The organism is Sphingomonas fucosidasi, assembly GCF_036663855.1.
Taxonomy (GTDB): domain Bacteria; phylum Pseudomonadota; class Alphaproteobacteria; order Sphingomonadales; family Sphingomonadaceae; genus Sphingomonas; species Sphingomonas faeni_B.
In genome coordinates this window covers 172,704-190,325 of record NZ_JAXOJR010000001.1, presented here as the reverse complement: position 1 = coordinate 190,325, position 17,622 = coordinate 172,704, and the positions used below count along the sequence as shown (strand labels likewise).

Here is a 17,622-nt window from a genome sequence, read left to right as displayed (position 1 = left end):
GTGCCCATGCCAGAAGTCATTTTCCCCGGTCCCGAAGGCCGTCTCGAAGGTCGTTTTGCGCCGGCTCCGCGTCCGCGTGCGCCGGTCGCGATGATCCTGCACCCGCATCCGTCGGCCGGTGGCACGATGAACAACGCGATCGTCCAGCAGCTCTACAAGACGTTCCAGCGGCGCGGGTTCGCGACGCTGCGGTTCAATTTCCGCGGTGTGGGGAAAAGCCAGGGCGTGTTCGACAATGGCGTTGGCGAGCTGTCGGATGCGGCGAGCGCGCTCGACTGGGTGCAGAGCTTCCATCCCGAGGCGCAGACGACCTGGATCGCGGGCGTGAGCTTCGGTGCGTGGATCGGCATGCAGCTGCTGATGCGCCGGCCCGAGATCCGCGGGTTCATCTCGGTCGCGCCGCCGGCGAACCTGTACGACTTCACGTTCCTTGCGCCTTGTCCGTCGAGCGGGATCATCATCCAGGGCGAGGCCGATGAGGTCGCGACGCCAGGTGCTACGCAGAAGCTGGTGGACAAGCTGCGGACGCAGAAGCACATCACGATCCATCACGACACGATCCCGAAGGCGAACCACTTCTTCGAGCACGAGATGCCGGACCTGATGGGAAGCGTGGACAAGTATCTCGACATGCGCCTCGACCCGAACTCGCCGATCCGGTGAAGAACCTCCCTTCTCCCCTCGGGGAGAAGGTGGCGCGCCAGCGTCGGATGAGGGGGAGTTGGGATAGGCTGGCGCGTGTCAACTCCCCTCACCCTCCCACCGCAAGAACGGCGGGCCCCTCCCTCTCCCCCCAAAGTGGAGAGGGACTTAAGTCAGAGCGTCCAGATCGCTACGTTGGCCAGCAACACCGCGGCCATGATCAGCATCAGCACGCCCTTTTTCGTGTCCTGCTTCTTCACGATCAGCACGATCCCACCGATCAGGCAGGCGAACATTGCCAGCATGGCGATGGCGGGAGCTGCGGCGGCGATGCTGGTGAGGGCGGCGTTCATGCCGTCCGATACGCCACCCTGGCCTGGGATTGAAGCGCGTTGACTTCGCGTGCCGCAGGGCAATAGCTTGGCAACCTCGATCGGAGGCTCGGAGGTATTATGCTGGCCTTTCTCGCGATGATCGCCGCGCAGACACCGCCACCGTCCAACTGCCAATATGACAAGTCCGCGATGATGGCGCTCGACGAACGCACGTTCGACCAGACCATGACGGGCGGCTGGCGGACACTCGCCAACGCCGGCTGCGATGCGCAGGCCGCCGACCTGATCGCCGAATGGCGCGCGGGTCATCCCGCCAACCCGCGCACTGCCGGGCTGTTGCAATGGCATGAAGGCCAGTTGCGCGCGAACGCCGGACAGACCGCGCGCGCGGTGGCGCTGTTTGAAGCCGCGCGCAAACCGGTGGAGCAGGATGCCGGGTTCGGCTGGAACCTCTATGTCGACGGCAGCATCGCGTTCCTGCGCCGCGACCTCGCCGGTCTAGACACCGCCCGCGCCAAGCTCGCTGCGCTCCCCCGTCCGGCCGGCTATGCCCCGGTGGGGGCGGACGGCAAGCCGCGCGCCTATGCTTGGCCGATGAACCTCAACATTCTCGACGGCTTCGTCGCGTGCTGGAACCGGAGCTACCAGCAGGCCTATGCGTGCGCGAAGCCGGCGGTGAAGACCCTGCCGCCAGAGTAATCAGCCCGCCATCGCCTTTGCATAGGCGGCGAGGTCGACGTTCCCGCCGGACAGGATGACCAGCAGCCCGGGTTCGAGCGCCACCTTGCCAGCCAGCGCCGCCGCCAGCCCGACCGCGCCGCCCGGTTCGATCACCAGTCGGAGTTTCTCCGCCGCCCAGCGTTGCGCCGCGGCGATCTCCGGTTCGCTGACCGCGACCCCGATCGCGTCGCGGCGGGAGAGGACGTCGAACGTCAGCGAGGACACTCGCAAGGTCTGGAGCGAATCGCAGGCGGTCGGCGGCGGGTTGGGACCGACCGGTTCGATCCACGATGCCTCCAGCGAACGGCGCATGTCGTCCCAGCCTTCGGGCTCGACGACGGTGATCGCGCTGTCCTTCAACGCCAGCGCGATGCCGGCCGAGAGACCGCCACCGCCGCACGGCACGATCACGCGAGTCGGCGCTCCTAATCCCAGCACCGCCATCTGTGCGGCCGCTTCGATTCCCGCGCTCCCCTGCCCCTCGATGATCCACGGATCGTCGAAGCTCGGCACCAGCGTCGCACCGCTTGCCTCGGCAAGGCGCCCGGCGATCGCCTCGCGACTTTCGGTCGCACGGTCGTAGGTCACCACCTCCGCGCCGAGCGCCAAGGTCGATTCGCGTTTCAGTCGCGGCGCGTCCGACGGCATCACGATCGTCGCCGCCATCCCGAGCCGCTTCGCCGCCCAGGCCACGCCCTGCGCGTGATTGCCCGACGAAAACGCGACGACGCCTTTTTTTCGCGCGGCGTCGTCCAATGCGGTGAGCCGATGCCACGCGCCGCGAATCTTGAACGCGCCGATTGGTTGCAACGATTCAGCCTTGAACGCGACCGGTACACCCTTGATTTCGCTCAAAAACAGCGGGGTCGGCGGAAGTATCCGCGCGATCTTTTCCGCGGCGTCCCGCACCCCCGCCCGCGTTGGCTGTCGCAAAATCGTCACACACTGGCTCCTATGCGGCCAACCCTATTTACATGGGGGGCAAGCGACCGTAGATCGCCCTTCCGCTGCCCCATGGGACTTCCAACCGCAAGGCAGTGTTTTCGTAATTTGTCTCAGGACATTGGAGGTCCCTTGAATTGGTCAAGCATCATATCGCGCTGGGGTTAGCGAAAGCCCATTCGACCGCCGACATCTCCTGCATCGGGAGCGGCATCGACATCGCTAAAGGGCGCCCGGTCAACCCGGTAACGCTCGTTCGTCCGCACGCTGCTGCGCGCGCCGCTCGGTTCTTCGTCGAGAAGTTCCCGGGTCGTTCGATGTATGCGGTGAAGGCGAACCCGTCTCCCGAACTCCTGCAGATCCTGTGGGACAACGGCATCACGCATTACGACGTGGCGTCGATCGCCGAAGTGCGCCTGGTCGCACGGACGCTTCCCGAGGCTACGCTGTGCTTCATGCACCCCGTGAAAGCCGAGGAAGCAATCGCAGAGGCGTATTTCACGCACGGCGTCCGCACCTTCAGCCTTGATAGCCTGGAAGAGCTCGACAAGGTCGTTCGCGCCACCCGCGAAGCCACCGACCTGACGCTCTGCGTGCGGTTGCGCGTGTCGTCGGAGCATTCGAAGCTGTCGCTGGCGTCGAAGTTCGGTGCGGCCCCGCACGAAGCTAAGGAGCTGCTGTTCGCGGCGCGCCAGGCAGCGGACGCGCTCGGCATCTGCTTCCATGTCGGTTCGCAGGCGATGACCCCGGAGGCGTATTCGAACGCGATGGAGCGCGTCCGTGCGGCGATCGTCGAGGCGGCGGTCACGGTCGACGTCATCGACGTCGGCGGCGGCTTCCCGTCGTCCTATCCCGGCATGGAGCCCCCGCCGCTCGAGCATTTCTTCGAGACGATCCATCGTGCGTTCGAATCGCTGCCCGTCAGCTATTCGTCCGAGCTTTGGTGCGAGCCTGGCCGGGCGCTGTGCGCGGAATATTCGTCGATCATCGTACGCGTCGAAAAGCGTCGCGGGACCGAGCTGTACATCAACGACGGCGCGTATGGCGCGCTGTTCGATGCGGCGCATATCGGCTGGCGTTTTCCGACCGAGCTGCTCCGCGAGCCGGACAGCCGTGCGAAGGACATGGAGTTCAGCTTCTACGGTCCGACGTGCGACGACATGGACTATATGGTCGGCCCGTTCATGCTGCCCGCGGACACGCAGGCCGGCGATTATATCGAGATCGGCATGCTCGGCGCCTACGGCTCGGCGATGCGGACCGCGTTCAACGGGTTCGGATCGGACGAGACGGTGATCGTCACCGACGAGCCGATGGTCTCGCTGTATGACGAGCGGTTCCAGGACCTCGCGTCGAACGTCGTCAAGCTGTAACTACCGACCACTATCGTTCGTCACCCCAGCGCACGCTGGGGTCTTCATGGGGCGGTCGCATCGTGCGCCTCCAGGAGACCCCAGCTTTCGCTGGGGTGACGGCTGTTTGCAATTTGCTGTTTGCTAGGGATTAGACATGACCGAAGACACCCGCATCGACGCGCAGCGCAAGGCGGAACTCCTTTCCACCACCGTCGAGCATATCGACATCACCAGCTTCGACGCGCGGCCGATCGTCGATGCGATGAAGAAGATGTCGTTCACCAGCCGCGATCTCGGCCGTGCGACCGACATTTACAATCAGATGCTGGCCGACAAGGACTGCACGATCTTCCTCGTGATCGCAGGCTCGACGAGTGCCGGCGGTTGCATGGACCTGTATGCCGAGCTGCTGCGCAACAACATGATCGACGGCATCGTCGCGACCGGCGCGACGATCGTCGACATGGATTTCTTCGAGGGCCTGGGCCACAAGCATTATCAGGCGCTCGAAGTGCCGCACGACGACGTGCTGCGCTCGCTGATGATCGACCGGATCTACGACACCTATATCGACGAGGAAGAGCTCCAGCACGTCGACCACACGATCTTCGAGATCGCCGAAACGCTCGAGCCACGCGCCTATTCGAGCCGCGAGTTCATCCGCGAGATGGGCAAGTATCTCGTCGAGCACGGCAAGAAGGAGAACAGCCTCGTCAAGCTCGCCTATGAGCATGACGTGCCGATCTTCTGCCCGGCATTCGTCGACTCGTCCGCCGGCTTCGGTCTGGTCAAGCACCAGGTCGACGCGGTGAAGGCGGGCAAGCCGTACATGGTCCTCGACGCCATCGCCGACTTCCGCGAGCTCACCGAGATCAAGATCAAGGCGGGTACCACGGGCTTGCTGATGATCGGTGGCGGCGTGCCGAAGAACTTCATCCAGGACACCGTCGTCTGCGCCGAAATCCTCGGCCATGACGACGTCCAGGTCCACAAGTATGCGGTGCAGATCACCGTTGCCGACGTGCGCGACGGTGCGTGCTCGTCCTCGACGCTGCAGGAAGCGGCGTCGTGGGGCAAGGTGAACACGGGGATCGAGCAGATGGTGTTCGCGGAAGCCGGCTCGGTGATGCCGCTGCTGGCGTCTGACGCGTATCATCGTGGCCTGTGGAAGGACCGTCCGGTCCGCAAGTGGGGCGCGAGCTTCGACTGAGACTTTGTAATCCTCCCCCGCTAGGGGGAGGTGGCGCGAAGCGACGGAGGGGGAGGGGGCGATAACGTCAGTTTGCCCTCTCCTCCCCCTCCGTCAGGCAAGTGCCTGCCACCTCCCCCTGGCGGGGGAGGATTAGAGATACCGTTGCCCTAACCCGACAATTGATGCAGCCTCCCGGATAACCGGGGGAGGCTTTTTCATGCATAGCGACATCCTGCGACCGATGGTCGTGCTGATCGCGTGGACGCTCGTCATGCTGGGCTGGATGCTCGCCACGCGGCTGCCGGCGATGAAGGCGGCAGGCGTCGACATGAGCACGCTCGTCGGCACCAAGGCCTCCGATGCCGACCGCTCGCTGCCGCCCCAGGCGCAGTGGAAGGTCCATAACTACAACCATCTGATGGAGCAGCCGACGCTGTTCTACGCGGTCTGCACCGTGCTGGCGCTGAGCGGCACGGGCAACGGGATCAACGCCTGGATCGCGTGGGCGTATGTCGGTCTGCGAATCGTCCACAGTCTGATCCAGGCGACCAGCAACCGCGTCCGCTACCGGTTCGTGGTCTTCATGCTGTCGAGCGTGACGCTCGTGGCACTCACCCTGCACGCCGCGCTCGCGGTATTCTGACGGCTATTCCCGCGGAATAATGATCGATCGTGTCGCGCTCCCCTCCCCGAGCACGCGCGGATCGTCTAGTATCGCCCGATGACCTTCGACCGCCGCTCGCTCCTCAGCCTACCGCTTGCCGCCGGCTTGGCGCTCCCCGCCTTCGCGCGGACCGGTGCGCAGGTCACCGCCGGCCAGCCGCGCACGACGGACCTGCCGATCTGGCCGCCCGCCGAGCGGTTCGCTTTGTGGCCCAATATCCCCCAAGGGGCGCCGAACCCACTACCGGTCCCCCGTCCGACCATGCCGCGCTATCCCGACGGCTATCGTGACTTCCAGATGCGCGGCGTGGTGCGCCCCGAAGTCGGCGTGTTCCGCCCGGCGCGGCAAGACGGTCGGGCGGTGCTGATCGTCCCCGGCGGCGGCTATTCGATCACGTCGCTGCGTAACGAAGGCATCGACGTCGCGCGCGTGCTGAATGCGTTCGGGATCACCGCGTTTGTGTTGAGCTACCGCCTGCCAGGCGAAGGCTGGGCAGACCGAGCCGACGTGCCGCTCGCCGACGCGCAGCGCGCGATGCGGCTGATCCGTGCCAATGCCCGCGCCTACGGGATCAGGGCGGAGAAGCTCGGCGTACTCGGCTTTTCCGCCGGCGGGCATCTCGCCGGCTCGCTGACGGTGCTGCACGATTTCAAGACCTATCGCCCGGTCGACGCCGTCGACCGCCACTCGGCACGCCCGGCCTGGGCGGGGCTCATGTACGCGGTGTCCAACATGGATCCGGGCCGAAGCCATGGCGGATCGCGCGCCAACCTGCTCGGCCCCGACCCGCTGCCCGCGGTTCAGGCGCGGTACGCGATCGACCGGCAGTTGAAGGCGGGCGATCCGCCGCTCTTTCTGGTGCACGCCGAAGACGACACCACCGTCCCCGTCGCTAACAGCATCGACACCCTCGCCGCAGCGCGCCGCGCGGGCATTCCGGCCGAAGCGCATTTTCTACAGCATGGCGGCCACGGCTTCGGGACTCGCCTGTCGCCGCGATCGCCCGGGTCGCTCTGGCCGCAGGTGTTCGATCGCTGGATGGGCGAGCTGGTCTCGAATTAGTGTCGGGGCGGGTCGAAGGAGCCAGTGACCCAATCGAGCGTTATCATAGGATATTGGGAGAGCCACGATGACCCAGCCGCACAGTCAGCCGCGAGACGTCTTTCAGGAGTGCGGCGAGGTCATCATCGACGGCCCCGACGGCACGGTGATCGCGATGACCCCCGAGGCGGCGCTGCGGACGGCGGGGCGGCTCGACGATGCCGCGCTGGAGGCGCTGCTCGCACGCGCCAACCCCGGAGCCGTCCCCGTCCCGCTGCGCTAACGCTCAGCCGAACACCCGCTTCATCGAGCGTTCGAGCATCACGAACTGCCACAAGGTCCGGCCATGCTCGGCGCGGCCCATGCGATGTTCGTCGGCGATCCGCGCGATGGTCGCCATGTCGAACCACCCGGTCTCGCCGAGCGTACGGGATTTGGCGAGCGCGATCGCCTCCCCCGCCAGCGCTTCGCGGAACCACGCGCTGATCGGCGTCACGAAGCCCATCTTCTGGCGATAGAGGATCTCGCGCGGCAGATACGGCTCCATCGCCTTCTTCATCAGCCATTTGCCCTCGCCGTGGCGCAACCGCATGTTCGCGGGCAACGTCGCGCAGAACTCGATCAAGCGGTGGTCGAGCAACGGTTCGCGCGCTTCGAGACCCACCGCCATGCTGGTGCGATCGACCTTGGTCAGGATGTCGCCGGGCAGCCAATGCTTGATGTCGGCATATTGCGCGCGGTCGATCGCATCGCGCGCCGGCGCGTTCGCCATCGTCGCGACATAGCGGTCCTCGGCACGATACCCGCCGAGCGTCGCACGAGCACCGGGGGTGAAGAGGTGCGCGCGCAGCTCGGGCGTGGTGACGCCGACCGACCGCGCATACGCCTCGCCCCCATCTTGCGCGAGCGCGAGCAGCGTCGATTTCGCGCGCAGCGGCCGCGGCGCCCAATCGGCCTTGGGATAAAAGCGGCCGAGCGTGCCGAACACGTCCGCGCGCAGATGCGCCGGGAGCAGGCCGCGGACACGCTCCTCGACGGACTGGAACTTGTAGCGACGATAGCCGGCGAGCGCCTCGTCCGCACCGTCGCCCGACAGCGCCACGGTGACGCTCTCGCGAGCCAGCGCGCAGACCTGATACGTCGCGAGAGCAGAGGCGTCGGCGAAAGGTTCGTCGAAGCTCGCGACCAGCGTGTCGATCAGCGAGACGTCGCCCGACTGGACCACGCGCTCGCGGTGATCGGTGGCGAAGCGCCGCGCGACAATGGTGGCGAAGCTGCGCTCGTCATGCCCCGCCTCATCGAAGCCGATCGTGCAGGTACGCACCGCCTTGGGGCTTGCTTCCGCCATCAACGCGACGACCGCCGAGCTGTCGACGCCACCCGACAGGAACGCCCCGAGCGGCACGTCGGCGACCATTCGCGAGCGCACGCCTGCGCGCATCCGGTCGACCAGTTCCTCGCCGAGCGCCTTGGCCGACCCGGTCGCGCGACTGGAGAAATCGATGTCCCACCATTTGCGAGGGCTTGGCACCGGGCGCCCCCGCTCGACCAGCAGGAAATGCCCCGCCGCCAGCTTCTTCACGCCCGCGACGATGCAGCCATCGTCGGGGACATAGCCGAGCGCCAGGTAATCTTCGACGGCGCTGAGATCGGGCACGCGCCGTAACTGCGGGTGCGCGAGCAGGCCCTTCAGTTCGGAGGCGAAGGCGAGCGAGCCGTCGGCGAGTTCGACGTAGAAAAGCGGCTTCACCCCCATCCGGTCGCGCGCGAGGAACAGCGTGTGCGCGGCGGAATCGTGGATCCCGAACGCGAACATGCCGTTCAGCCGGTCGAGCATCGACGGCCCCCAGGCGCGCCAGGCGTGGAGCAGGACTTCGGTGTCGCCGGCGGTGCGGAAGATCGCACCCTTGGCGATCAGCTCGTCGCGCAGTTCGGCGAAGTTATAGACCTCGCCATTATAGGTGATCGTCAGCGAGCCATCGGACATCGGCTGCGGCGAGCCTTCGAGGTCGATGATCGACAGCCGACGATGGCCGAGCCCCACGCCCGGCGCGGTCCAGATGCCGTCGCCATCGGGCCCGCGATGCGCCAGCGCGGCGATCATCGCATGGACGCGGTTGGGATCGACCGGCTTGGGCGTACCCGGGTGAAAGATCCCGGCGATGCCGCACATCTAGCGCATCCCCGCGGCGCGATCGGCAACCGTAGCGATCGGCCCCAATGCGGCGAGGAAGCGCGCGATCGGACGCGGATCGGCGCCCTCGACCGAAAGGTGGATCGCCACCGCGCGTTGCGGACCGCCGAGCAGCCGCGCCTTCATCGTCTCGATCTTCACCAGCGTCTCGTCCTGCGTGGTCGTGTCGCCGACCCGGTACCACGTCGCGACGATCCGCTCTACGGGCCCCGGCGCGGTGATCCGCATCGCCGAACCACCTGCCCCCGCGCCGTCCACGATATCGGGCAGATCGGCGACCCGGACCCAGCGATCCTCTTGCCGCAGGACGCCGGTGCCGAACGCGATCAGCTCCTTGCCCTCATGCTGGTTGCCGAACACCGCGATGCTCATGTCGACGGTCGCGCCCGAGGCGTCGGCATAGCGGCCGAACAGGTAATGGTCCGCGCCGGGATGATAGGGCGTCCAGGGCGCGCGCGTGCTGACCGGAACGCGGTGCCAGCCGGGGATGTCGGGCAGGTCGATATGCGCGGGCAGCGGCTGCGCGCGACCGGCGATGGCGGCGCTCCAGCTCGGGAAGACCGCGACCGTCGCGAGGACGAGCGCGGTGGCGATCAGCAGATCGGTGCGGTTGCGGGGTATAGCCTGTAGCCTCGCCGGATCGAACGCAGGATCGTCGGGGGCCCGGTCGAACCAGCGCCAGCCGATCGCCAGCACCGCGGCCATGACGAGCGCGAAGAACACCCAGCCATAGACGATATGGTCGAGCCCGGTGGCCGCCTCGATCGAGGTCAGGTCCGCCGCCCAGATCGTCCCGAACGCGCGGAACCCGTTGGCGATGACCGGCACGACCACCGAGACGACGAGGAAGATCGCGCGGCGTTTCCACGACAGAAAGCAGAGATTGGCGACCAACACCCCGAACGCGACCATCGCGATGACGAATTTGGCGCCCGAACACGCTTCCGCGACCTCGAAATAATAGCGGCCGGCGTGGATCAGCACGCCGTCGACGACCGCGGGTACGCCGACCAGGTGGAGCAGCGGCATGACGATCGCGACCGTGATGGTCTGCAAGGGTGGTTCGAGGCCCTCGCCGAACGGCACGAGGAAGAACGCGTAGGCGAGCGGGAATAGCAGCCCGCGCGCGACATTGGGGCCGAGGATCGTGACAACCGCGCCCTGCAGCATCATGACCAGCCCAAGCTGGCGCGCGAAACCGACCGAGCCGGCGTCGCCCAACAGCCAGCCGAACCCACCGATCGCCACGAGGGCGAGGCCCGGCCACCAGCCGGTCGGGGTGAGTTGGGCGAGGTCCGCACGGCGCTGCCAGATCAGCCACGCGACGACCGGACCGATGAACAGGCAATGCCCGAAGGTCGTGCTGTTCCACCAGATCTGCACGAGATCACGGACGTCGCTGCGGAACACCAGCAGGATCAGGACGAACGCGACCGCCAGCGCGATGCCGTGTCGGCGCCACGCGGTCATGCGGTCAGGCCGAGCAGCGCGTCGAGCGAGGCGAGGCGCGCGTCCCAGCCGTAGCGGCGGATGACCTGCGCCCGGGCCGCGACGCCGAGCGTGGCCGCGGTGTCCGGCGCGTCGAGCAGCGCGATCACCTGATCGGCGAACTCCTGCGCGGTGCCGGCGACGCGGATCGTGTCGGCGTGGTCGATCCCTTCGGCGGCGGCGGCGGAGGCGACGACGGGACGCGCCATCGCCATCGCCTCGAGCACCTTGTTCTGGATCCCGCGCGCGAGTTTCAGCGGCGCGACGCACACGTCCGCGGCGGCGAGCCAGCCACGAACGTCGTCGACCGCGCCGGTGACGGTGACATGGTCGCCGGCGAGCGCCAGTACCGCGGGCGTCGGTGCGCGGCCGACGATCGCTAAGCGCGCGGGGTGGCGTTGGCGGACCAGCGGGAGGATATCGCGCGCGAACCAGGCGACGGCGTCGATGTTGGGCCGGTAGTCCATCTGGCCGGTGAAGACGATCAACGCTCCTTCGTCCCCCCCTGGAAGGGAGGGGTTGGGGGTGGGTCGGCCGGCTTGGGTCAAAACCGTTTGCGCCTGCGGAAACCGACCCACCCCCGGCCCCTCCCTTTCAGGGAGGGGGGAAGATAAGGGCGTGTTGGCAGTCGCAGGGTCGAACTTCGCGGAGTCTATCCCGTTCTCGACAGCCATCACGCGGCCGCGCGCGCCACCTTCCCGAAAAAGCGCCGCCTCGGCCTCGCTGACGAACAGACTCGCAGAAACCCGCGCCGCAATCCGCCGCTCGAAAGCTCCCAGCAACCGCGCTTCGCGGCGCATCATCCAGCGCATCGGACCGCGGGCGTCTTCCGCAAACCCCGCGAACTTTGCGGAATCGACATCGACGAAATCCATCACGACCGGCGGCGCGTCGGCCGGCAGATACTGCGCCATCTGCCCGGAGAAACAGTAGATACCGCCGACCTGCGGCAGGATACGATCGACCGCGGCCTGCATCGCCGGACTGGCGAAGGCGGTCAGCGATACCGGCTTGCCGGCAGCCAGCGCTTCGATCGCAGCACGCTTCTGCGACTTGCGACGGGGAAGGATCGTGCAGCTTGCCAGCATATCCGTGAACACCGCAGGCGGATCGAAGTCCGCCGCGTCGTCGGCAAACGCCACCAGATGAACCGGCGTGCGCTTCGCCAGATACTCGAGGATATGAAAGCTGCGGATCTTGTCGCCACGATCGGGCGGAAAGGGCACGCGGTGCGCCAGGAAGAGCAGGCTCACCCCAGCCCTCGGGAAATCCACGGTCCTGCGGCGGTCGCGGCCCATAGCGGGAGGCGCTTCCACGTCTTCACCATCAGCGCGTATTTGGGGTTCAGCGGGTTGACCTCGCGCGCCGGCCCGTCGCTGCGCTTGGCGTACAAACGTGGTTCGGGCGTGAACCCCCAGTTCTTCTTGAACGCCGCCGCGCCGGTGCCGGTCTTCGAGCGCCCGAAATCGAACCGCGTGCACCCCCTCGCGCGCGCATGCGCCATCAGCGCGAAATACATCCGGTCGTTGGCGCGAAGCCCGCGCGCCGCCTCGGTGCCGCCGCCCCAATAGGGGTAGACGGTGCCGTCGAAGTACAGGCTCAGCACGCTGGCGACCGCCCTGCCCTGATGCCGTACAGTGAGAACATCCGCGTCCATCACACTGGCAACGCTACGAAAAAGCTTGGCAGGAAACACTGGCGTGCCGAGGTTGCGGACCGACTCGGCATAGACGCGGTAGTGCTCGGCGAGCAACTTCCGGTCGTTACCGGTAACGATCTCGAGATCGAAACCGAGCGAACGGCGGACTTCGGCGCGCTGCTTGCGCGGGATCGCGAGAAGCTCGGCGTCGTCGTCCACCGCCAGATCGCGCGCGAAGCCGAGATAGCTGGTGTCGTCGCTTGCCCAACCCTTCGGTGCGGGCCCGCCGCGCAGTTCGACCGACGGGCAGCCGGTCCGCAGCGCAAGGTTCCAGGCCCCCGCCGCCAGTGGCTCAATCGACGCCCCTAGAATCCCGCCATCGACGCCGAACCCGGTCGACACCAGCGCACGCCCGAACAGCGGCGAGCGCATCTCGGTCAGCGGCAGCGCTCCGATGACCGCCCCGCCGGAATCTTCGGAGACCAGATAGCGCGCGCGCTGGCCGCAGCCGTCCTGCACGGCACGGCTCCATTCGGGCAGGTGAAAGGGTGTGGCACCTTCGGTCGTCGCGACGAACGCCGCGATCCGCGCGCACTCGGCCGGATCGCGAAGGTCCGCTTCGCGCACGCCGACGGGCATCGGCGCGGTCACGCCAGCCGGGCCGCTTCGCGCGCGACGACCGCATCGACGCGGCCCCATTCGTGACGGGCAAGCAACCCGCGCAACTTGCCCGCCATCGCGCCGAGCCGCGAGTAATGACGGATCTTCGATCGCATCGGCGCCGCATCGACCCGCGGCTGCGCCGGATCGATCTCCCACGGGTGGAAATAGAACATCGCCGGGCGATCCTCACGATTGACCTGACGCACCGCGAAATCGGTGATCGCCGCGGGCAGCAAGCGGAAGAACCCGCCGCCGGTGGCGAGCTTGCGCTCTCCGAACTTGGCGACCGTCACCGGCACCTCGATCAGGGCGCTGTCGGCAAGCGGGTTGAACCCGTAGCGTGGCGCATCGAGCCAGCCGTAATGATCGTGCTTCACCGGCGCGACGCTGGAGGAATAGGCGTAGCCAGCCTCGGCGAGTTCGACATGCGCCCAGGGAGTCCGCTGGTCGATCGAGAAACTCGGCGCGCGGTAGCCCGTGACCTTCGTCCCCGCCGCATCCTCGATCGCCTTGCGTGCGCGGACGAGGTCGGCGCGGAAGACGTCGGGGGTCATCGTGAAGACGCGCTGGTGGTCCCAGCCATGGCTGGCGATCTCGTGCCCGGCCTCGACGATACGCCGGATCATCGCGGGATAGCGGTGCGCGACCCAGCCGAGCGTGAAGAACGTCGCCTTCGTATCGCGCTCGCCGAACAGTGCGAGGACCGCATCGGTATTCGCCTCGACGCGGGGCTGAAGCGAGTCCCAGTCGGCCTTGTCGATGACCTTCTCGAACGCCCCGACCTGGAACCAGTCCTCAACATCGACCGACATGCCATTGAGAACAGGGCCATTGAGAACAGCCATTTCAGGCGGCATCATGCCAGGCGGAAACACCGCGGATCGGGGCGTATTCGGGCTTGGCGTCCTCGCTCTCGACCCAGTCGACCAGCAGCGTCAGCACGCGGCGAAGCGCCTCGTCCTGCAGCTCCACGCGAGCCTCCAGCGCGGCGATGCGCTCTTCGGTCGCTGGATCGGTAGGCCGCGTATCGGCGACCGGTACAGGCTGGGCGAACGTCTCGACCGAGGCAGCTGCACCCTTCCCCGTATCCGTGGCCAGCGTCGGCAGGTCGCCCTCCAGGTCGCGCTGAACCGACCGCACGACGGCGGCGTCGATCACCCGCAAATCCTCGATCGCGGCATGGAGCATCACGCGCCCGGCGAGCAGGTTCAGACGGCGCGGCACGCCCGCCGAGCCGGCATAGAAGGCCGCGAACGCATCGTCCGCGAAATCCGGGTTGCCGGTCCAGCCGACCACGGTCAGACGGTGGGCGAGATAGTCGGAAACTTCATGCTCCTCCATCGGATCGAGATGGTGGATCGCGATCACGCGCTGGCGAAGCTGTTCGAGCCGGTCCAGGCCGTGCAGGCGATCGCGGAATTCGGGCTGGCCGAGCAGGACGATCTGCAACAGCGCATGCCCGCCCGCCTGGAAGTTCGACAGCATCCGCAGTTCTTCGAGCGCGGACACGGGCAACGCCTGCGCCTCGTCGACGATCAGCAACGTGCGCTTGCCGGTCCGCGCCACCGCGTGCAGCCCGCGTTCGATCGCGGTCAGCAGCTCGGCTTTGGTTAGTCCCGCCGGATCGACGTGCAATTCGGTCGCGACGATCCGCAACAGATCGTCCGCCTCGATCGCGGTCGATACCAGCCGGATCGCGTTCAGCCGCTGGTGGTCGATCGTGTCCATCAGGTGACCGACGAGCGTCGTCTTGCCCGCGCCGATATCGCCGGTGATGACGATGAAGCCTTCACCCTGCGCCAGGCCATAGCCGAGATACGCCATCGCCTTGCGGTGGGTGGCGGTCTCGAACCAGAATTTGGGATCCGGGGTGAGCTGGAAAGGCCGACCCGTCAGTCCGTAATGTTCGTCGTACATCTGCTCTCGCCTTCAGAACTGATATCGCGCACCGACCAGCGCCTGCGCCGACCAGTCGCTGTCGAGGTCACCGACCTTGAAGCTGTAAAGCCCGAGCGACGCGGTGGTGCCGAGCCGTCCGAAATTGCGGTAATAGGTTCCGGTCGCGCCATACGACCAGACGCCGTCGTCGCCCGATACGTCCGCCGCCGCGATGTTGGGCACGCCGGGATCGTAATAGTTGACGAACAGGTCCGCGTTAACGCCGGAGACCTGGGTCAGGGTCCGCGCATAGAACAGCTGGCCATAATAGCTCTGGTCCTCGAGGCCGGTGACGACCAGCCCCGGCGCGACATTCGGCGAATACAGCTTGCGGTTGGCATAGCCCGCGCCTGCTCCCCAGGTCGATCGACCGCGGGTGGCGACGATCACGCCGTCGACGCCGCGCGCGCGGTAGCTGGCGGTCGAGATCGACTGAAACACGTCGTTGAGGCAGGCGCCGGGTTGCGCGCCGCTGGAGCCGAACACGCAGCCGTTGAACTGCTGGCCAAAGCCTTGCTGGTTGCCGGTCAGGAAACTGGTCGGCAGATTGCCGATACCGGTGCGGAGCTGGCGGCCGAAGGTCTGGACGCCGTCATACACGTTGACCGCGAGGCCGACCGACCTGGAAGCCTGATACGTCGCCGTGCCGGTGTAGCTGAGCGAGCCATAGCGCTTGCCGACATGACCCTCGACCGAGGTGCGGCGATTGGGCCGCCAGATCACGCCGGCATCGTAATAGAGGCCGTCGGTCCGGTAGGCGACGCGCCGCGGCGAGGCTTCGTTGGTGATGAAGCGACCATCGCGGTCGAGCACCGGCGTCCCCGTGGCGTCGACGACCGCGTCCTTCTGGCTCGTCTCGATCTTTTCGTACCCGACGCCTGCGGTCAGCGCGACATAGGGCGACACCGGCTGGAGTATGTCGCCGCGGCCGTAATAACCCTCGTAGCGCTGCTTGAGCTGGCTGGCTGTCTCGCGGTCATAGGCGCCGCTCAGCGTGACGCCGAACGGCGCGACGAGACCCGGCGCGACCGATGCGCGGGCGGTGGCGGTATTGCCGATCGAATCGTCGTAATAGTCGAGCCGCCGCCCGCCGATGCTGGTATCGCCGAAAGTGGGCGTCTCGACCTTGGTATAGCCCAGGCGGTAATTCGCATCGAAGACGACCGGGCCGGCGGTGGTGGTGAAGCTGGGGCCGGCATAGACCGCATAGACCTGGCTGACGTTGTTCACGTTGCCGACCAGCAGGCCGGGCGCGGCGCCGCGGATGTCCGAGCGTGCGCGCGTCGCGATGCCGGCGGCTTCGAGCGTCAGGTTGCGCGTCACGCGGGCGTCGACTCGGGCCAGGCCCGAATGCACGTCGTCGTCGCCGAGCCGGTCGCCCCAGCCAAACCGGCGTTCATACCGATAGCTGAGCTGACCCGTAACGCGCTGCGTCTGGATCGCGGCGTCCACGCCCGCGGCGAGGCTGGTATAGGTCAGCACGTCGCCGCCGTTGAGGTCGGCGGCGAGCGTCTGGCTGGCCTCGACATACGGGTTGATGGTGATGCGTCGTGCTCCCTGGCCCTGGGTCGCGGAGCCTCCCGTCGTGGCGTTTTCGGTCAGGATACCGCCTGCGGTCGCATTCGGCGCCGTCTGCGCAGCGACAGGGGTAGCGCCCGCCACGATGCCAGCCACGACGAACGTGGCCGCGACGCCGGTCAGCACGCGTGCGCGCACCGTCGGTGTGATCATCGGCCCGGTCATCAAGAACTCTCCTGGCCATAATAGCTGCCGAACCGCGCGCCGCCCTGGACGAACGAAACGGCATTCAGGACGAGCTGGATGTGCTCGCATCCGTCGAGGATATTGACCGCGGCGCGCAGTTCGCTTTCGGGCGTGCGATCGGCGCGGACGACGAGCATCACCTGGCCGACGCGCATCGCCAGCACCGACGCGGCGGACGCAGCGAGTGCGGGTGGCGAGTCGATGATCAGGATGCGGCGCGGATTGGCGGCGAGAAGCCGCGCGATCACCACCTTGGTGCGCACGCTGGCGAGCAATTCGGTGTCCATCGCGGTCTTGGTGCCGGCGGGGAGGATCGACAGATGCGGCACGTCGGTATGGATCACCATATCCTCGACATCGATCCGCGAATCCGCCAGCGCGTCGAGCAGGCCGGGACCGTCGATCAGTCCCAGCTGCTTGACGATATCGGGCTTGGCGACGTCGGCATCGACTAGCAGCACTTCGGTATCGCGCTCGGCGGCGATCGAGAGCGCGAGGTTGATCGCGCAGAACGTCTTGCCGTCCTCGGGCCGGGCCGAGCAGACCAGGATCATCCGCGCCTTGTCGGGGCTGTCGCTCTCGGCGATGCGCGCGCTCGCGATCAGCAACTGGCGCTTGATCAGGCGGAACTCCTCCGCGAGCGGGCCGACCGGTGCGCCCGGTACGATCATCCCGTTGCCGGCGAGCATCCCGCGATCGATCCGCGCGGTGTCGTCCGACTCCTCGGGGTAATAGACCTCGTCGGTAAACTCGTCGCCGACCGGCGCGCGCAGTTCCTCGGGGATCGCGAGGAAGGTCGCATCGGCAAAATCGTGCGTCGGCGCCGGGGCATGGACGATTTCGGATGCGGGCGCCTCGGCCACAGCGGGCTCGACCTCGACCGCGCGTGCCTCGGCGACGGGAACTTCGCGAACGGGCGCATCGACGACCGACGCCGCGGGCACCGCGATGTTGCGCACCTTCGCATGCGCGCTGAAATCATACACCTTGGCTGCGCGTTCGAGCAGCGAGGGTTCGCGATCAGGTTTCGTCACGGCCATACCCC

17 protein-coding genes are annotated in these 17,622 nt (G+C 67.0%); 7 read left to right on the top strand and 10 right to left on the bottom strand.

All coding sequences use genetic code 11. The annotated features are described in order from the left end of the window. Positions 1 to 6 precede the first annotated feature (6 nt). Positions 7 to 663, top strand: coding sequence for an alpha/beta hydrolase (locus U1737_RS00895; protein ID WP_248521100.1), 657 nt, complete (start codon positions 7 to 9; stop codon positions 661 to 663). A 152-nt stretch (positions 664 to 815) separates the two neighbouring features. Here the strand turns inward: U1737_RS00895 and U1737_RS00890 are convergent, their stop codons facing one another. Continuing rightward, on the bottom strand, positions 816 to 995 hold the full coding sequence (locus tag U1737_RS00890) for a hypothetical protein (RefSeq protein ID WP_248521101.1): 180 nt from the start codon (positions 993 to 995) through the stop codon (positions 816 to 818). Positions 996 to 1,094: 99 nt separating this feature from the next. Between U1737_RS00890 and U1737_RS00885 the strand changes: the two genes are divergently transcribed. Next, positions 1,095 to 1,676, top strand: a complete 582-nt coding sequence (locus U1737_RS00885; protein ID WP_332795254.1) for a hypothetical protein — start codon at positions 1,095 to 1,097, stop codon at positions 1,674 to 1,676. Here the strand turns inward: U1737_RS00885 and U1737_RS00880 are convergent, their stop codons facing one another. After that, positions 1,677 to 2,639 carry a threonine ammonia-lyase gene (locus U1737_RS00880; RefSeq protein WP_332795253.1) on the bottom strand — a complete coding sequence of 321 codons (963 nt, stop codon included), beginning with the start codon at positions 2,637 to 2,639 and terminating at the stop codon, positions 1,677 to 1,679. 137 nt (positions 2,640 to 2,776) lie between these two features. Here U1737_RS00880 and U1737_RS00875 point away from each other — a divergent pair, with 137 nt between their 5' ends. The 5 genes from U1737_RS00875 (at position 2,777) to U1737_RS00855 (ending at position 7,174) form a co-directional block, all read left to right on the top strand. Then, positions 2,777 to 4,012, top strand: coding sequence for a type III PLP-dependent enzyme (locus U1737_RS00875; RefSeq protein ID WP_248521104.1), 1,236 nt, complete (start codon positions 2,777 to 2,779; stop codon positions 4,010 to 4,012). Positions 4,013 to 4,148: 136 nt separating this feature from the next. Continuing rightward, entirely contained in the window at positions 4,149 to 5,204 is a 1,056-nt protein-coding gene (locus tag U1737_RS00870) for a 1,9-bis(guanidino)-5-aza-nonane synthase (protein ID WP_107955180.1), read from the top strand. Between the two features lie 199 nt (positions 5,205 to 5,403). Further along, positions 5,404 to 5,829: an MAPEG family protein gene (locus tag U1737_RS00865; protein ID WP_248521106.1), complete on the top strand. Its 426-nt coding sequence runs from the start codon at positions 5,404 to 5,406 to the stop codon at positions 5,827 to 5,829. Between the two features lie 78 nt (positions 5,830 to 5,907). Next, positions 5,908 to 6,912 carry an alpha/beta hydrolase gene (locus U1737_RS00860; RefSeq protein ID WP_332795252.1) on the top strand — a complete coding sequence of 335 codons (1,005 nt, stop codon included), beginning with the start codon at positions 5,908 to 5,910 and terminating at the stop codon, positions 6,910 to 6,912. 67 nt (positions 6,913 to 6,979) lie between these two features. Continuing rightward, entirely contained in the window at positions 6,980 to 7,174 is a 195-nt protein-coding gene (locus U1737_RS00855; protein WP_332795251.1) for a hypothetical protein, read from the top strand. 3 nt (positions 7,175 to 7,177) lie between these two features. On the opposite strand, the gene U1737_RS00850 is transcribed toward U1737_RS00855, so the two are convergent. From U1737_RS00850 to U1737_RS00815, 8 genes are read right to left on the bottom strand one after another with little or no spacing between them, the layout of a single operon-like run. Further along, the gene (locus tag U1737_RS00850; RefSeq protein WP_332795250.1) at positions 7,178 to 9,064 is read right to left on the bottom strand and encodes an XrtA/PEP-CTERM system amidotransferase; all 1,887 of its coding nucleotides are present in this window, start codon (positions 9,062 to 9,064) and stop codon (positions 7,178 to 7,180) included. Further along, positions 9,065 to 10,555, bottom strand: coding sequence for an exosortase A (gene xrtA, locus U1737_RS00845; RefSeq protein ID WP_332795249.1), 1,491 nt, complete (start codon positions 10,553 to 10,555; stop codon positions 9,065 to 9,067). It abuts the gene before it with no gap. Then, entirely contained in the window at positions 10,552 to 11,826 is a 1,275-nt protein-coding gene (locus U1737_RS00840; protein WP_332795248.1) for a glycosyltransferase, read from the bottom strand. The genes xrtA and U1737_RS00840 overlap by 4 nt, the downstream gene beginning before the upstream one ends. Beyond that, a complete protein-coding gene (locus U1737_RS00835; RefSeq protein WP_332795247.1) occupies positions 11,823 to 12,863 on the bottom strand; it encodes a FemAB family XrtA/PEP-CTERM system-associated protein in 1,041 nt (346 codons plus the stop codon). The genes U1737_RS00840 and U1737_RS00835 overlap by 4 nt, the downstream gene beginning before the upstream one ends. Continuing rightward, complete coding sequence (locus tag U1737_RS00830; RefSeq protein WP_332795246.1) at positions 12,860 to 13,720, bottom strand: XrtA system polysaccharide deacetylase; 861 nt, start codon at positions 13,718 to 13,720, stop codon at positions 12,860 to 12,862. Before U1737_RS00830 ends, U1737_RS00835 begins: the two co-directional genes overlap by 4 nt. A 1-nt stretch (position 13,721) precedes the next feature. Next, entirely contained in the window at positions 13,722 to 14,792 is a 1,071-nt protein-coding gene (locus U1737_RS00825; protein WP_332795245.1) for an ExeA family protein, read from the bottom strand. Between the two features lie 12 nt (positions 14,793 to 14,804). Then, the gene (locus tag U1737_RS00820) at positions 14,805 to 16,556 is read right to left on the bottom strand and encodes a hypothetical protein (RefSeq protein WP_332795244.1); all 1,752 of its coding nucleotides are present in this window, start codon (positions 16,554 to 16,556) and stop codon (positions 14,805 to 14,807) included. Continuing rightward, positions 16,556 to 17,617: an AAA family ATPase gene (locus U1737_RS00815; RefSeq protein WP_332795243.1), complete on the bottom strand. Its 1,062-nt coding sequence runs from the start codon at positions 17,615 to 17,617 to the stop codon at positions 16,556 to 16,558. Before U1737_RS00815 ends, U1737_RS00820 begins: the two co-directional genes overlap by 1 nt. Positions 17,618 to 17,622 lie beyond the last annotated feature (5 nt).

Coding starts and splice junctions, on each gene's coding strand:
- U1737_RS00895 (WP_248521100.1), top strand. CDS start 7: ATGCCAGAAGTCATTTTCCCCGGTCCCGAAGGCCGTCTCGAAGGTCGT.
- U1737_RS00890 (WP_248521101.1), bottom strand. CDS start 995: ATGAACGCCGCCCTCACCAGCATCGCCGCCGCAGCTCCCGCCATCGCC.
- U1737_RS00885 (WP_332795254.1), top strand. CDS start 1,095: ATGCTGGCCTTTCTCGCGATGATCGCCGCGCAGACACCGCCACCGTCC.
- U1737_RS00870 (WP_107955180.1), top strand. CDS start 4,149: ATGACCGAAGACACCCGCATCGACGCGCAGCGCAAGGCGGAACTCCTT.
- U1737_RS00865 (WP_248521106.1), top strand. CDS start 5,404: ATGCATAGCGACATCCTGCGACCGATGGTCGTGCTGATCGCGTGGACG.
- U1737_RS00860 (WP_332795252.1), top strand. CDS start 5,908: ATGACCTTCGACCGCCGCTCGCTCCTCAGCCTACCGCTTGCCGCCGGC.
- U1737_RS00855 (WP_332795251.1), top strand. CDS start 6,980: ATGACCCAGCCGCACAGTCAGCCGCGAGACGTCTTTCAGGAGTGCGGC.
- U1737_RS00850 (WP_332795250.1), bottom strand. CDS start 9,064: ATGTGCGGCATCGCCGGGATCTTTCACCCGGGTACGCCCAAGCCGGTC.
- xrtA (WP_332795249.1), bottom strand. CDS start 10,555: ATGACCGCGTGGCGCCGACACGGCATCGCGCTGGCGGTCGCGTTCGTC.
- U1737_RS00830 (WP_332795246.1), bottom strand. CDS start 13,720: ATGGCTGTTCTCAATGGCCCTGTTCTCAATGGCATGTCGGTCGATGTT.
- U1737_RS00825 (WP_332795245.1), bottom strand. CDS start 14,792: ATGTACGACGAACATTACGGACTGACGGGTCGGCCTTTCCAGCTCACC.
- U1737_RS00820 (WP_332795244.1), bottom strand. CDS start 16,556: ATGACCGGGCCGATGATCACACCGACGGTGCGCGCACGCGTGCTGACC.
- U1737_RS00815 (WP_332795243.1), bottom strand. CDS start 17,617: ATGGCCGTGACGAAACCTGATCGCGAACCCTCGCTGCTCGAACGCGCA.